The organism is Cupriavidus phytorum (assembly GCF_003254285.1).
GTDB classification, from domain to species: domain Bacteria; phylum Pseudomonadota; class Gammaproteobacteria; order Burkholderiales; family Burkholderiaceae; genus Cupriavidus; species Cupriavidus phytorum.
Map to the genome: position 1 here is coordinate 77,560 of NZ_QKZN01000010.1, position 19,148 is coordinate 96,707.

Sequence of the window (19,148 nt, forward strand, 5' to 3'; positions counted from 1 at the left end):
TGGAGACACCATGTCGATGATCCTTTCCCGCCGCGACCTGAATTTCATCCTGTACGAATGGCTCAAGGTCGACGAGCTGACCCGCATCCCGCGCTACGCCGACCACTCGCGCGAGACCTTCGATGCCGCGCTGGACACTTGCGAGAAGATCGCCACCGACCTGTTCGCGCCGCACAACAAGAAGAACGACCAGCAGGAACCGGAATTCGATGGCGAGACCGTCAAGATCATCCCCGAAGTCAGCACCGCGCTAAAGGCCTTCTGCGACGCCGGCCTGATGGCCGCCGGGCAGGACTACGAACTGGGCGGCATGCAGCTGCCGGTGGTGGTCGAGAAAGCCGGCTTTGCCTACTTCAAGGGCGCCAACGTCGGCACCAGCTCCTACCCGTTCCTGACTATCGGCAACGCCAACCTGCTGCTGACGCACGGCACGCCGGCGCAGGTCGAGACTTTCGTCAAGCCGGAGATGGAAGGGCGCTTCTTCGGCACCATGTGCCTGTCGGAGCCGCAGGCGGGCTCGTCGCTGTCGGATATCACCACGCGCGCCGAGTATGAGGGCGAATCGCCGCTGGGCGCGCAGTACCGGCTGCGCGGCAACAAGATGTGGATTTCCGCCGGCGAGCACGAGCTGAGCGACAACATCGTCCACCTGGTGCTGGCCAAGATCCCCGGCCCGGACGGCAAGCTGATCCCGGGCGTGAAGGGCATCTCGCTGTTCATCGTGCCCAAGTACCTGGTCAACGAAGATGGCTCGCTGGGCGAGCACAACGACGTGGTGCTGGCGGGCCTGAACCACAAGATGGGCTATCGCGGCACCACCAACTGCCTGCTGAACTTCGGCGAGGGCATGAAGTACCGGCCGGGCGGCAAGGCCGGCGCGATCGGCTACCTGGTGGGCGAGCCGCACAAGGGCCTGGCCTGCATGTTCCACATGATGAATGAGGCGCGCATCGGCGTGGGCCTGGGCGCGGTGATGCTCGGCTATACCGGCTACCTGCACGCGCTGGACTATGCGCGCAACCGTCCGCAAGGCCGCCCCGTCGGCCCCGGCGGCAAGGACGCCGCCAGCCCGCAGGTGAAGCTGGTCGAGCATGCCGATATCCGCCGCATGCTGCTGGCACAGAAGAGCTATGTCGAAGGTGGCCTGGCGCTGAACCTGTACTGTGCGCGGCTGGTGGACGAGGAGGAAGCCGCTGCCGCCGCCGGCGACCAGGAGGCGCATGCGCGCCTGGCGTTGCTGCTCGACATCCTGACCCCGATCGCCAAGAGCTGGCCGTCGCAATGGTGCCTGGAGGCCAACAACCTGGCGATCCAGGTGCATGGCGGCTACGGCTACACCCGCGAATACAACGTCGAGCAGTTCTACCGCGACAACCGCCTGAACCCGATCCACGAAGGCACGCACGGCATCCAGGGCCTGGACCTGCTCGGCCGCAAGGTGGTGATGAAGGATGGCGCCGCGTTCAGACTGCTGGGCGAGCGCGTGCAGGCCACCATCGGCCGCGCGCTGGCCGCGGACGATGCCGAACTGGCGCAGCAGGCGCGCGCACTCGGCGCCGCAACCAAGCGTCTGGCCGAGGTCACACAGACGCTGTGGAGCGCCGGCGATGCCAACGTGACGCTGGCCAATGCATCGATCTATCTCGAAGCCTTCGGACACGTGGTGGTCGCGTGGATCTGGCTGGAGCAGGCGCTGCTGGTGCAAGCCGCGCTGGCGCAGGCGAGCGGCCAGGAAGACCAGGACTTCTATCGCGGCAAGCTGGCTGCGGCGGCGTACTTCTTCCGCTTCGAGCTGCCCAGGGTCGGTCCGCAGTTCGACCTGCTGGCATCGCTCGACCGCACCACGCTGGACATGCAGGACGCCTGGTTCTGAGCGCCGGTCCTGACTGCTTACTGCCTCACTCAAGACAACCAAGGAAGAGACAACATGCGCACCATCCAGCAACTGTTTGACCTGAAGGGCAAGACCGCGCTGATCACCGGCGGCTCGCGCGGGCTTGGCCTGCAGATTGCCGAGGCGCTGGGCGAGCAGGGCGCGCGCATCGTGCTGTCGGCGCGCAAGGCCGACGAGTTACGCGCCGCGCAGGAACACCTGAAGGGCCTCGGCATCGAAGCCGACTGGATCGCCGCCGACGGCTCGCAGGAAGCCGAGATCGCGCGATTGGCCGACGAGGCCATCGCCAAACTGGGCCACGTCGACATCCTGGTCAACAACGCCGGCGCCACCTGGGGCGCCCCGGCGGAAGACCATCCGCTGGAAGCCTGGGACAAGGTGATGAACCTGAATATCCGCGGCCTGTTCCTGCTGAGCCAGCGCATCGGCAAGCTGTCGATGATCCCGCGCCGCTACGGCCGCATCATCAACGTGGCGTCGATCGCCGGCCTGGCCGGCAATCCGCCGGGCACCATGGAGACCATTGCCTACAACACCTCCAAGGGCGCGGTGGTCAATTTCACGCGCACGCTGGCGGCGGAGTGGGGCGAGCACAACATCACCGTCAACGCACTGGCGCCGGGCTTCTTCCCATCGAAGATGACCAAGGGCTCGCTCGAGCGCATGGGTGTCGAGGCCATGTGCGCGGGCGTGCCGTTGCACCGCCTGGGCGACGACGAAGACCTGAAGGGCGCGGCGCTGCTGTTCGCCAGCGATGCCGGCAAGCACATCACCGGGCAGATCCTGGCGGTCGACGGCGGCGTCAGCGCGGTTTGAGCGCAGTCCGAGCGCAGTCCGAGCGCAGTCCGAGCGACAGCCTTCGTTTGCGGCAATAATTCGGGGTCGGCGCCGGCGGGCGAACCGCCGGTGCCTCTCCAACCCCCACTTCCACTCGCATTGCCATGAACCAGTACACCGGCTCCCTGAGCCATATCCCGTTTCTCGCCGAGCTCGGCGTGACCTGCAGCCTGGCCGAGGGCGGGCGCAGCGAGATCTCGCTGCCGACCGAAAAGCGCCACCAGAACAGCTGGGACATGGCCCACGGCGGCGTGATCATGACGCTGCTCGACGTCGCCATGGCGGTGGCCGGCCGCAGCAGCGATGCCGATGGCCGCGGCGTGGTCACCATCGAGATGAAGAGCAGCTTCATGGCGCCGGGCCGCGGCCACCTGACCGCGCGCGGCACCACCGTGCACCGCACCACCACCATGGTGTTCTGCGAGGCCGAGATCGTCGATGCCGACGGCAAGACCGTGGCGCGCGGCTCGGGCACGTTCAAGTACATCCGGCGCATGCCGCCGCAGCGCCCGGGTGAAACCGATACCGGCGCCGACGGCTGAGCGCCGGCGCCAGGACAGGCGGGGCGCTCCATGTGCCGCATTGCCCCGCTTTAGCAGTTTCCATGCAGTTTCCATCTCCCATTGGAAGGAACCCGACCATGTCCAACACGTTCAAGCGCATCGTCCTGGCCTCGCGTCCCGAAGGCGCGGTCACGCCGGCCAATTTCCGGCTGGAAGAGGTGCCCGTGCCGCAGATCGCCGACGGCCAGGTGCTGGTGCGCAACCACTATCTGTCGCTCGACCCGTACATGCGCGGCCGCATGAACGAAAGCAAGTCCTACGCCGCGCCGCAGCCGCTCAATGAAGTGATGATCGGCGGCACCGTCGGTGAAGTGGTGGAAAGCAAAAACAGCAAGTTCAAGCCGGGCGACAAGGTGGTCGGCATGTTCGGCTGGCAGGAAATGGGCGTCAGCGACGGCACCGGCCTGCAGCCGGTCGATACCACGCACATCCCGCTGTCGGCCTACCTCGGCGCGGTCGGCATGCCGGGCGTGACCGCGTGGTATGGCCTGAACAAGATCATCCAGCCCAAGGCGGGCAAGACCATCGCGGTCAGCGCCGCCTCGGGCGCGGTCGGCAGCGTGGTGGGCCAGTTGGCCAAGCTGGCGGGCTGCCGCGCGGTGGGCTTTGCCGGCGGCAAGGACAAGTGCGACTACGTGGTCAATGAGCTGGGCTTCGACGCCTGTATCGACTACAAGGCGGCGAAAGACCCGAAAGAGCTCTACACCATGCTCAAGGAGGCCACGCCCGACGGCATCGACGGCTACTTCGAGAACGTCGGCGGCGATATTTTCGACGCGGTGCTGTCGCGCATGAACGCCTTCGGCCGCATCGCCCTGTGCGGCATGATCGCCGGCTATGACGGCCAGCCGCTGCCGCTGAAGAACCCGCAGCTGATCCTGGTGTCGCGCCTGACCATCGAAGGCTTTATCGTCTCCGAGCATATGGAAGTGTGGCCGCAGGCGCTGAAAGAGCTGGGCACCGCGGTCGCACAGGGCAAGCTCAAGTTCCGCGAGAGCATCGCCGAAGGCCTGGCCAGCGCGCCGGAAGCCTTCATGGGCCTGCTCAAGGGCAAGAACTTCGGCAAGCAGCTGGTCAAGCTGGTCTGACCGGCGCATGCAGGGCCGCGGCGCGCCGCACCGGCGCCGCGGGCAACGGATATCACTGGACCGACTCAGGAGACACCGATGAATGCCCCGCAAGCCCCGCAAATCCAGAGCGCCGACGAGATCGGCGCCGGCCTGCCCGAAGAGGTCAAGGCGCGCTACCGCAACCTGCCGCGGCCGCCGCAGTTCGCCACCGTGGCCGAAGAGCGCCTGCACCGCAAGCAGCGCCTCGCCGCCGCCTTCCGGCTGTTCTCGAAATTCGGCTTCGACGAAGGCGTGGCCGGCCACATCACCGCGCGCGATCCCGAGTTTCCCGATACCTTCTGGGTCAATCCCTTCGGCGTGCATTTCAGCCAGGTCCGGGTCTCCAACCTGATCCGCTGCGACCACCACGGCGACGTGGTCGAGGGCGACTACCCGGTCAATGCCGCGGCCTTCGCCATCCACTCGCGCGTGCACCAGACCCGCCCCGACGCGGTCGCCGCCGCGCATTCGCACAGCACCTATGGCCGCGCCTGGTCGACGCTGGGGCGCCCGCTCGATGCGCTGACGCAGGACGTATGCGCGTTCTACAACGACCATGCGGTCTATGACGACTTTGGCGGCGTGGTGGTGGAGCTGGACGAGGGCCAGCGCATCGCCAACGCGCTGGGCCAGAACAAGGCCGCGATCCTGCAGAACCATGGCCTGCTGACGGTCGGCAAGACCGTCGACGAAGCGGCGTGGTGGTTCATCACCATGGAACGCTCCTGCCAGGTGCAGCTGCTTGCCGAAGCGGCCGCGGCGCGCACGCAGGCGCCGCTGAAGGTGATCGCCGACGCCGCCGCACGGCAGGCGTATTCGATCGTCGGCACGGCGCAGGCGGGCTGGTTCCAGTTCCAGCCCCTCTATGCCCGCATCGTCAAGGAACAGCCCGACCTGCTGGACTGAACCCGCCTGCCCGCCATGCTGCGGGCAGCGCCCATTCGACTCACGCGACAGGACAGACGACATGAAGGATTTCTCCAACAAGGTGGCCGTCATTACCGGCGGCGCCTCGGGCTTCGGGAAGGAATTCGCCCGCATCGCCGCCGACCTCGGCATGAAGCTGGTGCTGGCCGACGTGCAGGAAGACGCGCTGGACGCGACCGTCGCCGAGTTCCAGGCGCGTAACGTGCCGGTGATCGGCTTGCGTACCGACGTGTCGCAAGCCGGGCAGGTGCAGGCACTGGCCGATGCCGCGATCGAGGCCTTCGGCAAGGTCAACCTGCTGTTCAACAATGCCGGCGTCGGCGCGGGCGGCCTGATCTGGGAAAACTCGGAGCGGGACTGGGAATGGGTGATGGGCGTCAACCTCTACGGCGTGGTACACGGGGTGCGCATCTTTACGCCGCTGATGCTGGCCGCCGCGGAGAAGGACCCGGCGTTCGAGGGGCATATCGTCAACACCGCATCGATGGCGGGCTTGCTGAATCCGCCGGCGATGGGCGTCTACAACGTGTCCAAGCACGCGGTGGTGGCGCTGACCGAAACGCTGTACCAGGACCTCGGGCTGGTGACGCAGCAGGTGCGCTGCTCGGTGCTGTGCCCGTACTTCGTGCCGACCGGCATCAGCCAGTCGCAGCGCAACCGGCCCGCCGACCTGGCCAACCAGGCGCCGCCGACGCGTTCGCAAATGGTGTCGCAGGCCTTGTCGGACAAGGCCGTCGGCTCGGGCAAGGTGAGCGCGGCGGAGGTGGCGCAAATCACCTTCGATGCCATCCGCGATGAAAGCTTCTATATTTATTCCCACCCCCAGGCGCTCGCTCCCGTGCGCCAGCGCTTCGAGGATATCGTCGGGCAGCGCAACCCCGGCGATCCGTTTGCCGACAAGCCCGAGGTCCGCGCGGGCCTCGTTGCCGCGCTGCGCGGCTGACCACGCGCCGCACAACGCCGTCACGAGGAGGACCGCATATGGAGAACAACATGGCAGCCCCCGCCGCCGTGATCCGCCACCTGCAGTACGCCACGCTGCCCAACGAAACCCGGCTGCACTACGCCAGCGCGGGCGAGCGCGGCAAGCCGCTGATGCTGTTCGTGCACGGCTTTCCGGAATTCTGGTTCGAATGGGAGGCGCAGCTGGCCGAGTTCGGCCGCACGCATTTCGCCGTCGCGCCCGACCTGCGCGGCTTCAACCTGTCGAGCAAGCCCGCCGACGTCAGCGCCTACCGGCCGCGCCATATCGTCGAAGACCTGGTGCAGCTGGTCGGCGCGCTGGGCTATGACCAGGCCGTGGTGGTGGCGCACGACTGGGGCGGCGCGATCTGCTGGAACCTCGCGATCCAGTTTCCGCAGCTGGTGCGCCAGCTGGTCATCGTCAATTCGCCGCACCCGTACCTGTTCGCGCGCGCGCTGGCCACCGATTCCGCGCAGCAGGCCGCCTCGGCGTACATGAACTGGCTGCGCAAGCCGGGCTCGGAACAGGCGCTGGCGGCCAACGACTTCGCGCTGCTGGACCGGATGCTGTCCGACGACAACGGCAAGCCGGCGGCGTGGTACACCGCCGAGACGCGCGCCAGGTATCACGCGGCGTGGTCGCAGCCGGGCGAGGGCAAGGACGCCGGCGTGCATCCGCTGACCGGCGGCGTCAATTTCTACCGGGCCTCGCCGATGCATCCGCCAGGCGAGGGCGAGCCGCCGCCCGATATTTCACGGCTGGATCCGGCGGCGTTCGTGGTCAGGGTGCCGACGCTGGTGGTGTGGGGCGAGCGCGACCGCGCGCTGCCGAAGTCGCTGGTCGACGGCCTGGCCGATTTCGTGCCCGACCTGCGGCTGGAGCGCATCCCCGAGGGCACCCACTGGGTGATCCACGAGCAGCCGGAACGGATCAACCAGCTGATCCGCAGCGCGCTGCCGGCCTGATCGGTGCGCACGCATGCGGCGGCCCAGGCCGCCGCATGCAGGCTTCAGCTCAGCCGCTCGCGATAAAGCCGGTAGTTCTCGTCGTCGAAGCAGACGAAGGTGACCTGCTCGATCTCCGGCGCGCCGGCCAGCGCTTCGCGCACCGCGGCGATGGCGATATCCGCCGCGCGTTCGCGCGGGAAGCCATAGATGCCGGTGCTGATGTTGGGGAAGGCCAGCGTGCGCAAGTGATGCTGCGCCGCCAGCCGGATGCTGTTGCGGTAGGCATTGGCGAGCTGCTCTTCCTCGCCCTGGCCTCCGCCTTGCCACACCGGCCCGACCGCGTGGATCACGTACGGTGCCGGCAGGCGGCCGCCGGTGGTCAGCACCGCCTCGCCGGTCGGGCAGCCGCCCTGCGCGTCGCGGATCGCGCGGCAGGCTTCCATGATGGCGGGGCCGCCGGCCCCGTGGATGGCCCCGTCGACGCCGCCGCCGCCGAGCAGGCCGCTGTTGGCCGCATTGACGATGGCATCGACTTCCATGCGGGTGATATCGCCATGGACTACCTGCAAGTGCTCGCCGCTCATGTTGTCTCCTGCGCTGTGGAGGGAGGGCCGCCGGACAGCCGCTTGGTCGGTCCGACCGGCGGGAGGCCGCTGGGTGCTACGCGGTGTGCTACATGGACTGCTCAAGCATACGCCGATAATCCGCGGCGCTGGCTTCTTTCGGGTTGGTCTTGTGGCAGTGGTCGAGCAGCGCGCCCGCGATCACCTTGTCGAACATGTCCTCGGTGACGCCCATCTGGCGCAGCCCGGTGGGCAGGCCCAGGCGCGCGGTCATGTCGTGCACCGCCTGCGCCAGGTCGGCGCCGTCGGGCAGGTGCATGGCGCGGCGCAGGCGCGCGTAGCGGTGATCGCGCACCACGGTGGGCGCGTCGGCATTGAAGCGCAGCACCGCCGGCATCACCACCGCGTTGAGGGTGCCGTGGTGCAGGCCGGTGCGGCCGTCGATCTTCAGCCCGCCGAGCGGGTGCGACAGCGAATGCACGCAGCCCAGTCCCTTCTGGAACGCCATCGCGCCCTGCATCGACGCGCTCATCATGTTCAGGCGCGCATCGCGGTCGTTGCCGTCGCGGGTGGCGCGCTCGATGTGGGTCCAGCCGCGCTCCAGGCCGTCGAGCGCGATACCGTCGGCGGGCGGGTTGAAGGCGGGCGCCAGGAAGGTCTCGATGCAGTGGGCGATGGCGTCCATGCCGGTGGCGGCGGTCAGGCCGGCGGGCAGGCCCAGCGTCAGCTCGGGATCGCACACCGCGGACTTGGGCAGCAGGTGCCAGGAATGGAAGCCCAGCTTGCGGCCGTCGTCCAGGATGATGATGGCGCCACGCGCGACCTCGCTGCCGGTGCCGGACGTGGTGGGCACCGCGATCAGCGGCGCGGCCCGGTCGGTGATCTTGCCGCTGCCGCCTTCGATGGTGGCATAGGTGGTCAGCTCGCCCTCGTGCGTGGCCAGGATCGCAATGCCCTTGGCCAGGTCGATCGAGGAACCGCCGCCCACCGCCACCAGCCCGTCGCAGCCTTGCTCGCGGTACTGCGCGGCGGCCTTGCGCACCATCGCCTCGGTCGGGTTCGACGGGGTCTCATCGAACACCGTCACCGGCAGGCCCGGCATCGCGTCGATGGCGCGCTGCGCCACGCCGGCCGCGACCACGCCCTGGTCCGTGACCAGCAGCGGCCGGCGGATGCCGATGCGCTCGCATTCCGACTTCAGCACGCTGACCGCGCCGAAGTCCAGGTGAATGTGTGTCAGATAGTAGATGAACGCCATGTTTGCTTGTCTCCTGCTGGGATCTGCCGCGAAATGGTGGAATTCGCGCTGGAATTCCGCGTTGTCACGGGCCTGGCCTGTGGCTGGCGCCGTGCGCTGTGCTGGGGTTCAATGGACCTGCCGCAATCGTTTCCGCTCGCCCTCGGCGTGCTGCCAGCCGATCATCGCGCAAAAACTTGCCGCGTGGCACGATGGGTAGGACTTTTCGGGGTTATCTCGGACTGCCCGGGGTCGGAAACATCTGGCATCATACTAAAATCGAACGATCGTTCACTATTCGAACTTCTCCCGATGCCGACGCCGCGCCAGCGCTGCGCGCGGGGCCTGCAGCGGGGTTTGCGCCGCATTACGCCCTATGTCCGTCGTACCGTCTTCCCCATCCGCCACGCCAGGCCTGCCGGACAGTCCGCTGGACCCGCAGATGGCCGCGTTGCTGGCCTTGATCGCGCGCGCCAAGCGGCCGCCGATCCACGCCATGGCGCCCGAAGACGCCAAGATCGCCTACGAGAAAAGCGCGCCGATCCTCGACATCAACCCGCCGCCGGTGCATACCGCGGAAGACCTGCTGGTGCCGGCCCGCGACGGCCACGCCATCCCGGTGCGGCTGTACACGCCGCGCGAAGCCAGCTGGATCGAGCCGCTGCCGCTGCTGGTGTATTTCCATGGCGGCGGCTTTACGGTCGGCAGCATCGATTCGCACGATCCGCTGTGCCGCCTGCTGTGCGGCCAGGCCGACTGCATGGTGCTGTCGGTCGATTACCGGCTCGGGCCCGCATGGCGCTTCCCGACCGCGGTCAATGACGCCTTCGATGTGCTGCACTGGGTCTTCGCCGAAGCCGACAAGCTCGGCGCCGACCCGGCGCGCATCGGGCTGGGCGGCGACAGTGCCGGCGGCACGCTGGCCGCGGCCTGCGCGGTCGAGGCACGCGATGCCGGCCTGGCGCCGGTGCTGCAACTGCTGATCTATCCGGGCACCTGCGCGCGCCAGGATACGCCGTCGCACCGCGCGCTGGCCGACGGCTACCTGCTGACGGCCGACATGATCCGCTGGTTCTTCGCGCAGTACCTGGACCAGGACGCCAGCCGCGATGACTGGCGCTTTGCCCCGCTCGACGGCGGCGGCACCGGGGCCGAGGTGGGCGGGGTGTGCCCGGCCTGGATCGCGGTGGCCGGCTACGACCCGCTGCACGACGAGGGCGTGGCCTACGCCGACAAGCTGCGCGCCGCCGGCGTTGCCGCCACGCTGGCCGACTACCCCGGCATGATCCATGACTTCTTCAAGCTGGGCCGGTTCGTGCCCGCGGTGGCGCAGGCGCATGCCGATGCCGTCGCCGCGCTGCGCACCGCGTTCGGCACCTCGCAGGACTAGGCCCCGCCTTGCGGTCGCGCCGGTCCACGCATTTTTCAAGCAGTGATTTGCAGCACTAGGAGACATCGTCAAATGCAACGCCGCCACTTCCTCGCCCGCGCGGGCATCGCCGCCGCCACCGCGGCCCTCGGTCTTGCCGCCATGCCGGCCCAGGCCCAGGCCGACAAGTTCCCGCAGCGCCCGATCCGGCTGGTGATCGGCTACACCGCCGGCGGCTCCACGGATATCCCGTTCCGCGTGCTGGCCGACAACGCCTCGAAGATCCTGGGCCAGCCCGTGATCGTCGAGAACAAGCCGGGTGCCGGCGGCGTGCTGCCGGCGCAGCTGATGCAGAGCACCGCGCCCGACGGCTACACGCTGGCGCAGGTGGCCATGCCGGTCTACCGCCTGCCGTACACCACCAAGATCAACTGGGATCCGGTCAAGGACCTGAGCTACATCATCAACCTTGCCGGCTATTCGTTCGGCCTGGTGGTGCCGGCCGATTCGCCGATCAAGACCATGCAGGACTACATCGCCTACGCCAAGGCCAACCCGGGCAAGCTGACCTACGGCTCGCCGGGCTCGATGACCACGCTGCACCTGACCATGGAAGAGCTGGCGATGAAGCAGGGCGTGCAGTTCTCGCATATCCCGTACAAGGGCAATTCGGAATCGATGCAGGCGCTGCTCGGCGGCCACGTGATGTCGGTGGCCGATACCCCGGCCTGGGCCCCGTACGTGGAGCAGGGCAAGCTGCGCCTGCTGTCGACCTGGGGCGAGAAGCGCTCGGCGCGCTTCCCCAACGTGCCGACGCTGAAGGAGCTGGGCATGGGCATCGTGCAGACCTCGCCGTTCGGCCTGGTCGCGCCCAAGGGCACCGACCCGAAGATCGTGCAGAAGCTGCATGACGCCTTCAAGAAGGCCATGGAAATGCCCAACTACCGCGAGTCGCTGGCCAAGTTCGACATGGAGCCGTTCTACATGAACACCCAGCAGTACGCACAGTTCGCGGCCGACACCGTCAAGAAGGAAAAGGCGATCATCGAGAAACTGGGGCTGGCCAAGCCGCAGTAAGCCCGCGCCGATCCACCGAGGAGACCACGCCAATGGCCAAAGAGGAGTTCCGCCACACCATCCCGCTGCGCGTGCGCTGGTCCGAAGTCGATCCGCAATCGATCGTCTTCAATGCGCACTACCTGACGTATTGCGATATCTGCGTGACCGAGTACTGGCGCGCGCTGGGCATCCGCTATCCCGAGGACGTATTGCACGCGCACGGCGTCGATATCTTCGTGGTCAAGTCGACGCTGGAGTACCACGCGTCGGCGCGCTTCGACGATCAGCTCGACATCCGCGGCCGCATGGCGCGGTTGGGGCGGTCCAGCATGCTGTTCCGGGTGGAGATGTATCGAGGCGACGAGCACCTGATCACCGGTGAAATCGTCTATGTGTGCGCGGACCCGGCGACGCAGAAGTCGGCGCCGATCCCGGGGGTGGTGCGGGAGGTGATCGAGGGGTATGAGGTGGTGAAGCCGGCGGCGTAAGGAGTCGCAGCCATCCATCAAATCCCGCTTGTTTTCTCCCCTCTCCCGCTTGCGGGAGAGGGGCGGGGGAGAGGGCAGGCGTGTGCCTTGCGACAGGGCGCGTAAGGGCACGAAAGTCCTGCCCTCTCCCTAGCCCTCTCCCGCAAGCGGGAGAGGGGACCGGCTCTCAGCAACTGAACAAGCAGTCGCAATTGCGGAACGGCAGAAGTTTACTTGCCCACTCCCGCATCCTCCATATAAGCCCGGATCACCGCATCAAAGCTCGCGTCGCTCTCGAACCCCAGCGACAAGGCGCGCTCCGCATTCCACGCGGCCGGCCACGTGCCGACGATCTTCTCGACACGCTCCTCGCGTTCCCACGTCACCAGGTCCGCCACCGCATCGCCCGCGACGCGGCGCAGCGCGTCGACCATGCCCGCGGCGGTGACCGACAGGCCCGGCAGGTTGACCACGCGGCGGTTGCCCAGGCGCTCGCCCGCGAGCTCGATGCCGTTGACCAGCGCGGCCACCGCCGCGCGCGGCGATAGCAGCCACAGCTTGGTCTCCGGTGCCACCGGGCAATTGGCCGCCACGCCCGCCAGCGGCTCGCGGATGATGCCGCTGGCGAACGACGACGCCGCCGCGTTGGGCTTGCCCGGGCGCACGCTGATGGTCGGCAGGCGCAGCACGCGGCCGTCGACAAAGCCGCGGCGGCTGTAGTCCGACAGCAGCAGTTCGCCGATGGCCTTCTGCACGCCGTACGACGATTGCGGGTTCAGCGCGGTGTCGTCCTGCACCACCGGCGGCAGCTCGCCGCCGTAGACCGCGACCGAGCTGGTGAACAGCACGCGCGGCTTGTGGCCCAGTTCGCGGCAGGTTTCGAGCAGCGCGCGCGAGGCGTCGAGGTTGACGCGCATGCCCAGCTCGAAATCGGCCTCGGCCTGGCCGCTGACCACGGCGGCGAGGTGGAACACCGCGCCGGTGTCGTGGTCGATGGCCTGGCGCAGCACCGCGGGATCGGACAGGTCGCCGGTGACCACGCGCACGCGCGCATCGTCAAGACCTTGCGGCGCGACCACGTCGAGCAGCGTCAGGCGCTCGAAGGCAACGGCCTTGCCGTCGAGGTTAAGGGTGCCGCGTTGCAGCAGCAGGCGGGCCAGCTGCAGGCCGAGGAAGCCGGCGCCGCCGGTAATCAGTACGTTCATGGCAAGAGCTCTTCAGTGGTTTTGCATCAGCGCCCGAGGTAGGGCTTGAGCCAGCCCAGGCCTGCCGAGGTGCCGGCGCGCGGGCGGTATTCGCAGCCGATCCAACCGGCATAGCCGAGCGCGTCGATGACGTCGAACAGGTAGGGATAGTGCAGCTCGCCCAGGTCCGGCTCATGGCGCTCGGGCACGCCGGCGATCTGGATATGGCCGATGCCGGCGAAGTCGCGCCTGAGCTTCATCGCGACATCGCCCTCGACGATCTGGCAGTGGTAGCAGTCGAACTGCACCTTCAGGTTGGCAGCGCCGACCTCCTTGCAGATCGCCTGGCCGTCGTCCTGGCGGTTGAGGAAATAGCCCGGCATGTCGCGCGTGTTGATCGGCTCGATCAGCACGGTCACGCCCTGCGCGGCCGCCGCATTGGCGGCAAACGCCAGGTTCTCCAGGTAGGCGGCGCGGCAGCGCGCGGGGTCGGCATCGGCCGGGATCAGGCCCGCCATTACATGGATGCGGTCATTGCCGATCACGCCGGCGTAGTCGAGCGCGCGGCCGATGGTGCCGCGGAATTCCGCCTCGCGCCCCGGCAGCGCCGCCAGGCCGCGCTCGCCCGCCGCCCAGTCGCCCGGCGGGGCATTGAACAGCGCCTGCGCGAGGCCGTTCGCGTCGAGGCGCGCGCGCAGCTCGGCGGCGGGGTGCTCGTACGGGAACAGGTACTCGACCGCCCGGAAACCGTCGGCCGCGGCAGCGGCAAAGCGGTCCAGGAAGGCGTGCTCTTGGTACATCATCGACAGGTTGGCGGCAAAGCGCGGCATGGGAAACTCCGGAAGCGAAAGCGGGTTCAGCGGTTGACCAGTTTAGCGGGCGTCAGCCACACCAGCACGGCGCCGACCACCAGGATGGCGGACAGCACGTACATCGGCAGCTGGGTGCTCTGCGTCAGGTCCTTGAGCGCGCCCACCATGTACGGCGACACGAAGCCGGCCAGGTTGCCCACCGAGTTGACCACCGCAATGCCCGAGGCCGCGGCGATGCCCGACAGGAACGAGGTCGGCAGCGACCAGAACAGCGGCGCGCAGGTCAGCACGCCGGCGGCGGCCAGCGACAGCGCGGCAATCGCCACGGTCGTATTGTTGGTGAACGAGGCGGCGATGGCAAAGCCCAGGGCACCCATCAGCGCCGGCACGATCAGGTGCCAGCGGCGCTCGCGGCGCGCGTCGGCGCTGTGGCCCAGGATGTTCATCACCACCACCGCGCAGAGGAACGGGATCGCGGACAGCAGGCCGATATTGAAGTTGCCGGTCACGCCGCTGGACTTGACCAGCGTGGGCATCCAGAAGGTCAGCGCGTACTGGCCGGTGACGAAGCAGAAGTAGATCAGGCACATCCACCACACGCGGCGGTCGGCAAACACTGCGCCGAGCGAGTGGCCATGCCCCTTGCCCGCGGCGGCGCCGGCATTGCGCTGGTCTTCCTCGATATTGCGCTTGAGCACGCGCTTCTCGTCGGCGTCCAGCCACGGCGCCTTGTCGATGCCGTCGCGCAGCACGAAGATCGTCAGCAAGCCGATCACGAACGCGGGCAGCGCCTCGAGCAGGAACATCCACTGCCAGCCGCGCATGCCGTGGGTGCCGTTGAACGCGTCCATGATCCAGCCCGACAGCGGGTTGCCGAACATGCCGGCGATGGGGATGCCCGACATGAACAGCGCGATCATCTTGGCGCGGCGGTTGGCCGGGAACCAGTAGGTCAGGTACAGGATCACGCCGGGATAGAAGCCGGCTTCGGCCAGGCCCAGCAGGAAGCGCATCACGTAGAACTGGGTCGGCGTCTGCACGAACATGAACAGCGCCGAGATGATGCCCCACGTGATCATGATGCGCGCGATCCAGATGCGCGCGCCGATCTTGTGCATCAGCAGGTTGCTGGGCAGCTCGAACAGGAAATAGCCGATGAAGAACAGGCCGGCGCCAAGGCCGAACACGGTCTCGGAGAAGGCCAGGTCCTGGCCCATCTGCAGCTTGGCGAAGCCAACATTGACGCGGTCCAGGTAGGCGACCACGTAGCACAGCATCAGGAACGGCATGATGCGCCAGAACACCTTGCTGTAGGCGCGTTTCTCGATCTGGGTGTCGGTGTCGAGCCGGGCGTTGCCGCCGAGGCTGTCGAAGGCAGGCACGCTGGCCGCCGGTTGGTTGGATGGCATCGGTGGTCTCCGGGTATGGTGGTGAGTCTGGTCTTGTGGTTGCGGCCACGCGCGGATCGCAGGCGTGCGCGTCCCCCGCGCGGTGGCCGGGGCCGCCGCGCCGGGATCAGGCCGGGGTGGTCAGGGAAGCAGCGGGGCTGGTGCTACCAGCGCGCCTGGAAGGCCTCGCGCAGCTCAGCCAGGGCGCTGTCGGGCAGCGCCGCGCGGGCGGCAAAGCCGGGTACGTCTTTCATGGTCATCCATAGCTTGGCGGTCTCCTCCAGTTCTTCCAGCGCGAACGCAGCGCGCGATACGCTGGACTCCCACACCACCGGTCCCAGGCGCTCCAGCAGCACGCCGCGCACCTGCGCGGCCAGCGTGGCCACGCGCGCGGCCACCGCGGGATCGCCCGGGCGATGGTAGGGAATCAGCGGGACATGGCCGACCTTCATCACGTAGTACGGCGTGAGCGGCGGCAGTACGTCGTCCGGTTGCCAGACACCGGCCAGCGTCAGGGCCACGAGGTGCGTCGAGTGCGTATGCACCACGGCGTGCGCCCCGGGGTTGTTGTCATAGATGGCGCGATGCAGCGTCAGCGTCTTCGACGGCTTGTCGCCCGACATCCAGGTGCCGTCGGCGGCGACCTTGGCGACCGATGCCGGGTCCATCATGCCCAGGCACGCATCGGTCGGCGTGATCAGCCAGCCGTCGTCGAGCCGCGCGCTGATATTGCCGGCCGAGCCCACGGTATAGCCGCGCTGGTACAGGCTGGCGCCGATGCGGCAGATCTCTTCGCGCAGCTTGCTTTCGGTGCTCATCACTGGCCTCCCAGCTGGCGCAGCGCTTCGTCGAAAAAGTCCGGCCCGCCGAAGTTGCCCGACTTGAGCGCGAGCGCCAGCGGCGTGGCATCCAGCGTCACGGTGGCCGGCACGCCCGGCGCGATCTGCGCGCCGATGCGCAACGCGCGCACGCCCAGCGCCTGCACCACCGCGCCCGAGGTCTCGCCGCCCGCCACCACGAAGCGGCGCGTGCCGCGTGCCTTCAGTCCGGCGGCGACCGCGGCCAGGCATTGCTCGACCAGGTGGCCGGCGCGCGCCACGCCCAGCTCGGCCTGCACCGCCTTGACCTGGTCCGGGCTGGAAGTCGCATAGACCAGCACGGGCTGGTCATGTGCGGCGGCAAAGGCGAGCGCCGCATCGGCCACGGCCTCGCCGCGCGCCAGCGCGAGCGGGTCGATGCGCAGCGCCGGGCGGCCTTGCTCGAGCCAGCGCGCCACCTGGCCGTTGGTCGCGCGCGAGGCGCTGCCGGCCAGCACCACGCCGGGGCCGTCGATGGCCGGCACCGCGTCGGCGTCGGCGCGCTGCGGCAGCAGGCCGGCGCGGCGGAAGTTCTCGGGCAGGCCCAGCGCGATGCCGGAGCCGCCGGTGATCAGCGGCAGGCTGGCGCATGCCTCGCCCAGCGTGAGCAGGTCCGCGTCGGATACCGCATCGGCAATCGCCATGCGCACGCCGTCGCCGCGCAGCGCGGCGATGCGCGCGGCCGTGGCCTGCGCCCCGCGCGCGACCGCGTCATGGCGCAGCAGCCCGACCTTGTGCTTGCTCTGGCGCTGCAGCACGCGCACCAGGTTGGCATCGGTCATCGGCGTCAGCGGATGGTGTTCCATGCCCGATTCGTTCAGCAGCGCATCGCCGACGAACAGGTGGCCGCGGAAGATGGTGCGGCCGTTCTCGGGGAAGGCCGGGCAGGCGATGGTGAAGTCGCTGTCCAGCGCCGCCAGCAGCGCCTCGGCCACCGGGCCGATATTGCCGGCGTCGGTCGAATCGAAGGTGGAGCAGTACTTGAAGACGAACTGGCGGCAGCCCTGCGCGCGCAGCCACTGCAGCGCGGCCAGCGACTCGGCCACGGCCTGGGCCGCGGGCACTGTGCGCGACTTGAGCGCGACCACCACGGCGTCGGCGCTGCCGATGTCGGCCATGGAGCCGGGCACGCCGATGGTCTGCACAGTGCGCATGCCGTTGCGCACCAGCGTGTTGGCGAGGTCGGTGGCGCCGGTGAAGTCGTCGGCGATGCAGCCAAGGAGGGCGGTCATGGTCGGTGCTCCTTATTTGACCTGTCCGGCCTGGCCCGGCAGCTCGATGCCCGGGAAGATCTTGATGACGGCCGAATCGTCTTCGGCGCCGTGGCCGGCGGTGGAGGCCATCATGAACATCTGGTGCGCCGCGGCCGACAGCGGCAGCGGGAATTTGCTGGTGCGCGCGGTGTCGAGCACCATGCCGAGGTCCTTGACGAAGATGTCGACCGCGGACAGCGGGGTGTAGTCGCCCTTCAGGATATGCGGCACGCGGTTCTCGAACATCCACGAGTTGCCGGCGCTGTGCGTGATCACGTCATAGAGCGCATCCGGGTCCACGCCTTCGCGCAGGCCCAGCGCCATCGCCTCGGCGGCGGCGGCGATATGCACGCCGGCCAGCAGCTGATTGATGATCTTGACCCTGGAGCCGGCGCCGTGCGCGGCACCCAGGCGGTACACCTTGCCGGCGATGGCGGCCAGCACGTCCTCGGCCAGCGCATAGGCTTCGGCGGGGCCCGAAGTCATCATGGTCATCTCGCCGCTGGCGGCGCGCGCGGCGCCGCCGGAGACCGGCGCGTCGAGCATCAGCAGGCCTTTTTCGGCGAGGCGCTGTGCCAGGGTCTCGGCAAAGCCCGGCGGCACCGTGGCGCTGGCGATCACCAGCTTGCCCGGCTGCATCGCAGTCACGGCACCGTCGGCGCCGAACAGCACGGCCTCGGTCTGCTGCGCGTTGACCACCAGCGTCAGCACCACGTCGCAGCGGCTGCCCAGCTCGGCCGGCGAGGCGCACGGCACGCCGCCGGCATCGGCAAAGCGCTGCAGCACTTCGGCACGCAGGTCGCAGGCGTGCACGTTGAAACCGGCCCGCAGCAGCGACTGCGCGACACCAAAGCCCATGGCACCAAGGCCGATGACGCCGATATTCCTGGACATAGGGACTCCCTGAGACAGATACGGATGGTTCGTTGCGTGCGCCGGGGCGTCAGTTGGTGGCGCCGTGCGCGGCGCCGCTCTCGTCGGCGCCGAGCTGCGCCAGCCGGTGCGCGGCGTTGTACATGTGGTTCTGCGCGGCATTGCGCGCGGCCAGCGGGTCGCCGGCGCGGATCGCGGCGACGATGGCCTGGTGTTCCTCGCGCACCTGGCGCGAAAAGTCCGCGCGCCGCGCCTCGTTGGTGCGGGTCACGCGCGTGGCGGCTTCCAGGTACTGGCTCAGGAATTCGAGCGTCTTGAGGAAATAGGGGTTGCCGGTGGCCTCGGCGATGGCGCGGTGGAAGCCCACGTCCTCGGCAACGCCGTCGCCACCCTGCGCCACGACCTCGTCGAGGCGGGCCAGCGCGGCGTCGATCGCCGCCATCGAGGCATCGGTGCGGCGCCGGGCCGCCTGCGCGGCCACCTCGGCCTCGATCGCGCGGCGCAGCTCGACGATCTGCAGCACCGCTTCGAGCGTGCCGGTGTCGGTGTAGTCGATGCGCAGCGGGCGGATGCCGGCCTGCAGCGTCACGAACACGCCGCTGCCCTGGCGCGACTCGACCACGCCTTCGTACTTGAGCCGGGAGATGGCCTCGCGCACCACGGTGCGGCTGACGCCGAACTCCTCGGACAGCACCGCCTCGGTGGGGAGCTTGTCGCCGCGGGCGAAGGCGCCGCTCTGGATCTTGTCCAGCAGCTGTTCGGCGACGTTGTCGGTCAGGGCGCGGGCAGGGACTTTCTGGAACACAGCAGGTTTCCCGGTGATTCGGTAATCAGGTCATCATACA

Annotated in this window: 19 protein-coding genes; 10 read left to right on the forward strand and 9 right to left on the reverse strand. The window is 68.5% G+C overall.

Annotation, left to right across the window (positions count from 1 at the left end; translation table 11 throughout):
• The first annotated feature begins 10 nt into the window (after positions 1-10).
• The 7 genes from C7416_RS22630 to C7416_RS22660 all read left to right on the forward strand — a co-directional run bounded on the left by C7416_RS22630 (position 11) and on the right by C7416_RS22660 (position 7,259).
• Positions 11-1,873, forward strand: coding sequence for an acyl-CoA dehydrogenase (locus tag C7416_RS22630; protein WP_111521008.1), 1,863 nt, complete (start codon positions 11-13; stop codon positions 1,871-1,873).
• Positions 1,874-1,927: 54 nt separating this feature from the next.
• Positions 1,928-2,710: an SDR family oxidoreductase gene (locus tag C7416_RS22635; RefSeq protein ID WP_111521009.1), complete on the forward strand. Its 783-nt coding sequence runs from the start codon at positions 1,928-1,930 to the stop codon at positions 2,708-2,710.
• Positions 2,711-2,835: 125 nt separating this feature from the next.
• Positions 2,836-3,273 (forward strand): PaaI family thioesterase, encoded by a 438-nt coding sequence (locus C7416_RS22640; RefSeq protein ID WP_111521010.1) that lies wholly within the window; start codon positions 2,836-2,838, stop codon positions 3,271-3,273.
• 98 nt (positions 3,274-3,371) lie between these two features.
• On the forward strand, positions 3,372-4,382 hold the full coding sequence (locus C7416_RS22645; RefSeq protein ID WP_111521011.1) for an NADP-dependent oxidoreductase: 1,011 nt from the start codon (positions 3,372-3,374) through the stop codon (positions 4,380-4,382).
• A 78-nt stretch (positions 4,383-4,460) separates the two neighbouring features.
• Positions 4,461-5,309, forward strand: a complete 849-nt coding sequence (locus tag C7416_RS22650) for a class II aldolase/adducin family protein (RefSeq protein WP_111521012.1) — start codon at positions 4,461-4,463, stop codon at positions 5,307-5,309.
• Between the two features lie 61 nt (positions 5,310-5,370).
• Positions 5,371-6,273: an SDR family oxidoreductase gene (locus C7416_RS22655; RefSeq protein ID WP_111521013.1), complete on the forward strand. Its 903-nt coding sequence runs from the start codon at positions 5,371-5,373 to the stop codon at positions 6,271-6,273.
• A 38-nt stretch (positions 6,274-6,311) separates the two neighbouring features.
• Positions 6,312-7,259, forward strand: a complete 948-nt coding sequence (locus C7416_RS22660; RefSeq protein ID WP_111521014.1) for an alpha/beta fold hydrolase — start codon at positions 6,312-6,314, stop codon at positions 7,257-7,259.
• Between the two features lie 44 nt (positions 7,260-7,303).
• On the opposite strand, the gene C7416_RS22665 is transcribed toward C7416_RS22660, so the two are convergent.
• Positions 7,304-7,825 carry an O-acetyl-ADP-ribose deacetylase gene (locus tag C7416_RS22665; protein WP_111521015.1) on the reverse strand — a complete coding sequence of 174 codons (522 nt, stop codon included), beginning with the start codon at positions 7,823-7,825 and terminating at the stop codon, positions 7,304-7,306.
• Positions 7,826-7,913: 88 nt separating this feature from the next.
• Positions 7,914-9,062 (reverse strand): iron-containing alcohol dehydrogenase, encoded by a 1,149-nt coding sequence (locus C7416_RS22670; RefSeq protein WP_111521016.1) that lies wholly within the window; start codon positions 9,060-9,062, stop codon positions 7,914-7,916.
• Positions 9,063-9,417: 355 nt separating this feature from the next.
• Between C7416_RS22670 and C7416_RS22675 the strand changes: the two genes are divergently transcribed.
• The 3 genes from C7416_RS22675 to C7416_RS22685 all read left to right on the forward strand — a co-directional run bounded on the left by C7416_RS22675 (position 9,418) and on the right by C7416_RS22685 (position 11,957).
• Complete coding sequence (locus C7416_RS22675; RefSeq protein WP_111521017.1) at positions 9,418-10,431, forward strand: alpha/beta hydrolase; 1,014 nt, start codon at positions 9,418-9,420, stop codon at positions 10,429-10,431.
• A 72-nt stretch (positions 10,432-10,503) separates the two neighbouring features.
• A complete protein-coding gene (locus tag C7416_RS22680; RefSeq protein ID WP_111521018.1) occupies positions 10,504-11,487 on the forward strand; it encodes a tripartite tricarboxylate transporter substrate binding protein in 984 nt (327 codons plus the stop codon).
• A 32-nt stretch (positions 11,488-11,519) separates the two neighbouring features.
• The gene (locus C7416_RS22685) at positions 11,520-11,957 is read left to right on the forward strand and encodes a YbgC/FadM family acyl-CoA thioesterase (RefSeq protein ID WP_111521019.1); all 438 of its coding nucleotides are present in this window, start codon (positions 11,520-11,522) and stop codon (positions 11,955-11,957) included.
• Positions 11,958-12,166: 209 nt separating this feature from the next.
• Here C7416_RS22685 and denD read toward each other — a convergent pair whose 3' ends face one another.
• From denD to C7416_RS22720, 7 genes are all read right to left on the reverse strand, one after another.
• Positions 12,167-13,141 (reverse strand): D-erythronate dehydrogenase, encoded by a 975-nt coding sequence (denD, locus tag C7416_RS22690; RefSeq protein ID WP_111521020.1) that lies wholly within the window; start codon positions 13,139-13,141, stop codon positions 12,167-12,169.
• Positions 13,142-13,167: 26 nt separating this feature from the next.
• Positions 13,168-13,950, reverse strand: a complete 783-nt coding sequence (gene otnI, locus C7416_RS22695) for a 2-oxo-tetronate isomerase (protein WP_111521021.1) — start codon at positions 13,948-13,950, stop codon at positions 13,168-13,170.
• Between the two features lie 26 nt (positions 13,951-13,976).
• On the reverse strand, positions 13,977-15,341 hold the full coding sequence (locus C7416_RS22700; protein WP_111521022.1) for an MFS transporter: 1,365 nt from the start codon (positions 15,339-15,341) through the stop codon (positions 13,977-13,979).
• Positions 15,342-15,484: 143 nt separating this feature from the next.
• Positions 15,485-16,138, reverse strand: coding sequence for a 3-oxo-tetronate 4-phosphate decarboxylase (otnC, locus tag C7416_RS22705; RefSeq protein WP_111521023.1), 654 nt, complete (start codon positions 16,136-16,138; stop codon positions 15,485-15,487).
• Complete coding sequence (gene otnK, locus C7416_RS22710) at positions 16,138-17,409, reverse strand: 3-oxo-tetronate kinase (protein WP_111521024.1); 1,272 nt, start codon at positions 17,407-17,409, stop codon at positions 16,138-16,140. The genes otnC and otnK overlap by 1 nt, the downstream gene beginning before the upstream one ends.
• Positions 17,410-17,421: 12 nt before the next feature.
• Positions 17,422-18,324: an L-threonate dehydrogenase gene (gene ltnD / locus C7416_RS22715; RefSeq protein ID WP_111521025.1), complete on the reverse strand. Its 903-nt coding sequence runs from the start codon at positions 18,322-18,324 to the stop codon at positions 17,422-17,424.
• 49 nt (positions 18,325-18,373) lie between these two features.
• A complete protein-coding gene (locus C7416_RS22720; RefSeq protein ID WP_111521026.1) occupies positions 18,374-19,108 on the reverse strand; it encodes a FadR/GntR family transcriptional regulator in 735 nt (244 codons plus the stop codon).
• Positions 19,109-19,148 lie beyond the last annotated feature (40 nt).

Coding starts and splice junctions, on each gene's coding strand:
- C7416_RS22630 (WP_111521008.1), top strand. CDS start 11: ATGTCGATGATCCTTTCCCGCCGCGACCTGAATTTCATCCTGTACGAA.
- C7416_RS22635 (WP_111521009.1), top strand. CDS start 1,928: ATGCGCACCATCCAGCAACTGTTTGACCTGAAGGGCAAGACCGCGCTG.
- C7416_RS22640 (WP_111521010.1), top strand. CDS start 2,836: ATGAACCAGTACACCGGCTCCCTGAGCCATATCCCGTTTCTCGCCGAG.
- C7416_RS22645 (WP_111521011.1), top strand. CDS start 3,372: ATGTCCAACACGTTCAAGCGCATCGTCCTGGCCTCGCGTCCCGAAGGC.
- C7416_RS22650 (WP_111521012.1), top strand. CDS start 4,461: ATGAATGCCCCGCAAGCCCCGCAAATCCAGAGCGCCGACGAGATCGGC.
- C7416_RS22655 (WP_111521013.1), top strand. CDS start 5,371: ATGAAGGATTTCTCCAACAAGGTGGCCGTCATTACCGGCGGCGCCTCG.
- C7416_RS22660 (WP_111521014.1), top strand. CDS start 6,312: ATGGAGAACAACATGGCAGCCCCCGCCGCCGTGATCCGCCACCTGCAG.
- C7416_RS22665 (WP_111521015.1), bottom strand. CDS start 7,825: ATGAGCGGCGAGCACTTGCAGGTAGTCCATGGCGATATCACCCGCATG.
- C7416_RS22670 (WP_111521016.1), bottom strand. CDS start 9,062: ATGGCGTTCATCTACTATCTGACACACATTCACCTGGACTTCGGCGCG.
- C7416_RS22675 (WP_111521017.1), top strand. CDS start 9,418: ATGTCCGTCGTACCGTCTTCCCCATCCGCCACGCCAGGCCTGCCGGAC.
- C7416_RS22680 (WP_111521018.1), top strand. CDS start 10,504: ATGCAACGCCGCCACTTCCTCGCCCGCGCGGGCATCGCCGCCGCCACC.
- C7416_RS22685 (WP_111521019.1), top strand. CDS start 11,520: ATGGCCAAAGAGGAGTTCCGCCACACCATCCCGCTGCGCGTGCGCTGG.
- denD (WP_111521020.1), bottom strand. CDS start 13,141: ATGAACGTACTGATTACCGGCGGCGCCGGCTTCCTCGGCCTGCAGCTG.
- otnI (WP_111521021.1), bottom strand. CDS start 13,950: ATGCCGCGCTTTGCCGCCAACCTGTCGATGATGTACCAAGAGCACGCC.
- C7416_RS22700 (WP_111521022.1), bottom strand. CDS start 15,341: ATGCCATCCAACCAACCGGCGGCCAGCGTGCCTGCCTTCGACAGCCTC.
- otnC (WP_111521023.1), bottom strand. CDS start 16,138: ATGAGCACCGAAAGCAAGCTGCGCGAAGAGATCTGCCGCATCGGCGCC.
- otnK (WP_111521024.1), bottom strand. CDS start 17,409: ATGACCGCCCTCCTTGGCTGCATCGCCGACGACTTCACCGGCGCCACC.
- ltnD (WP_111521025.1), bottom strand. CDS start 18,324: ATGTCCAGGAATATCGGCGTCATCGGCCTTGGTGCCATGGGCTTTGGT.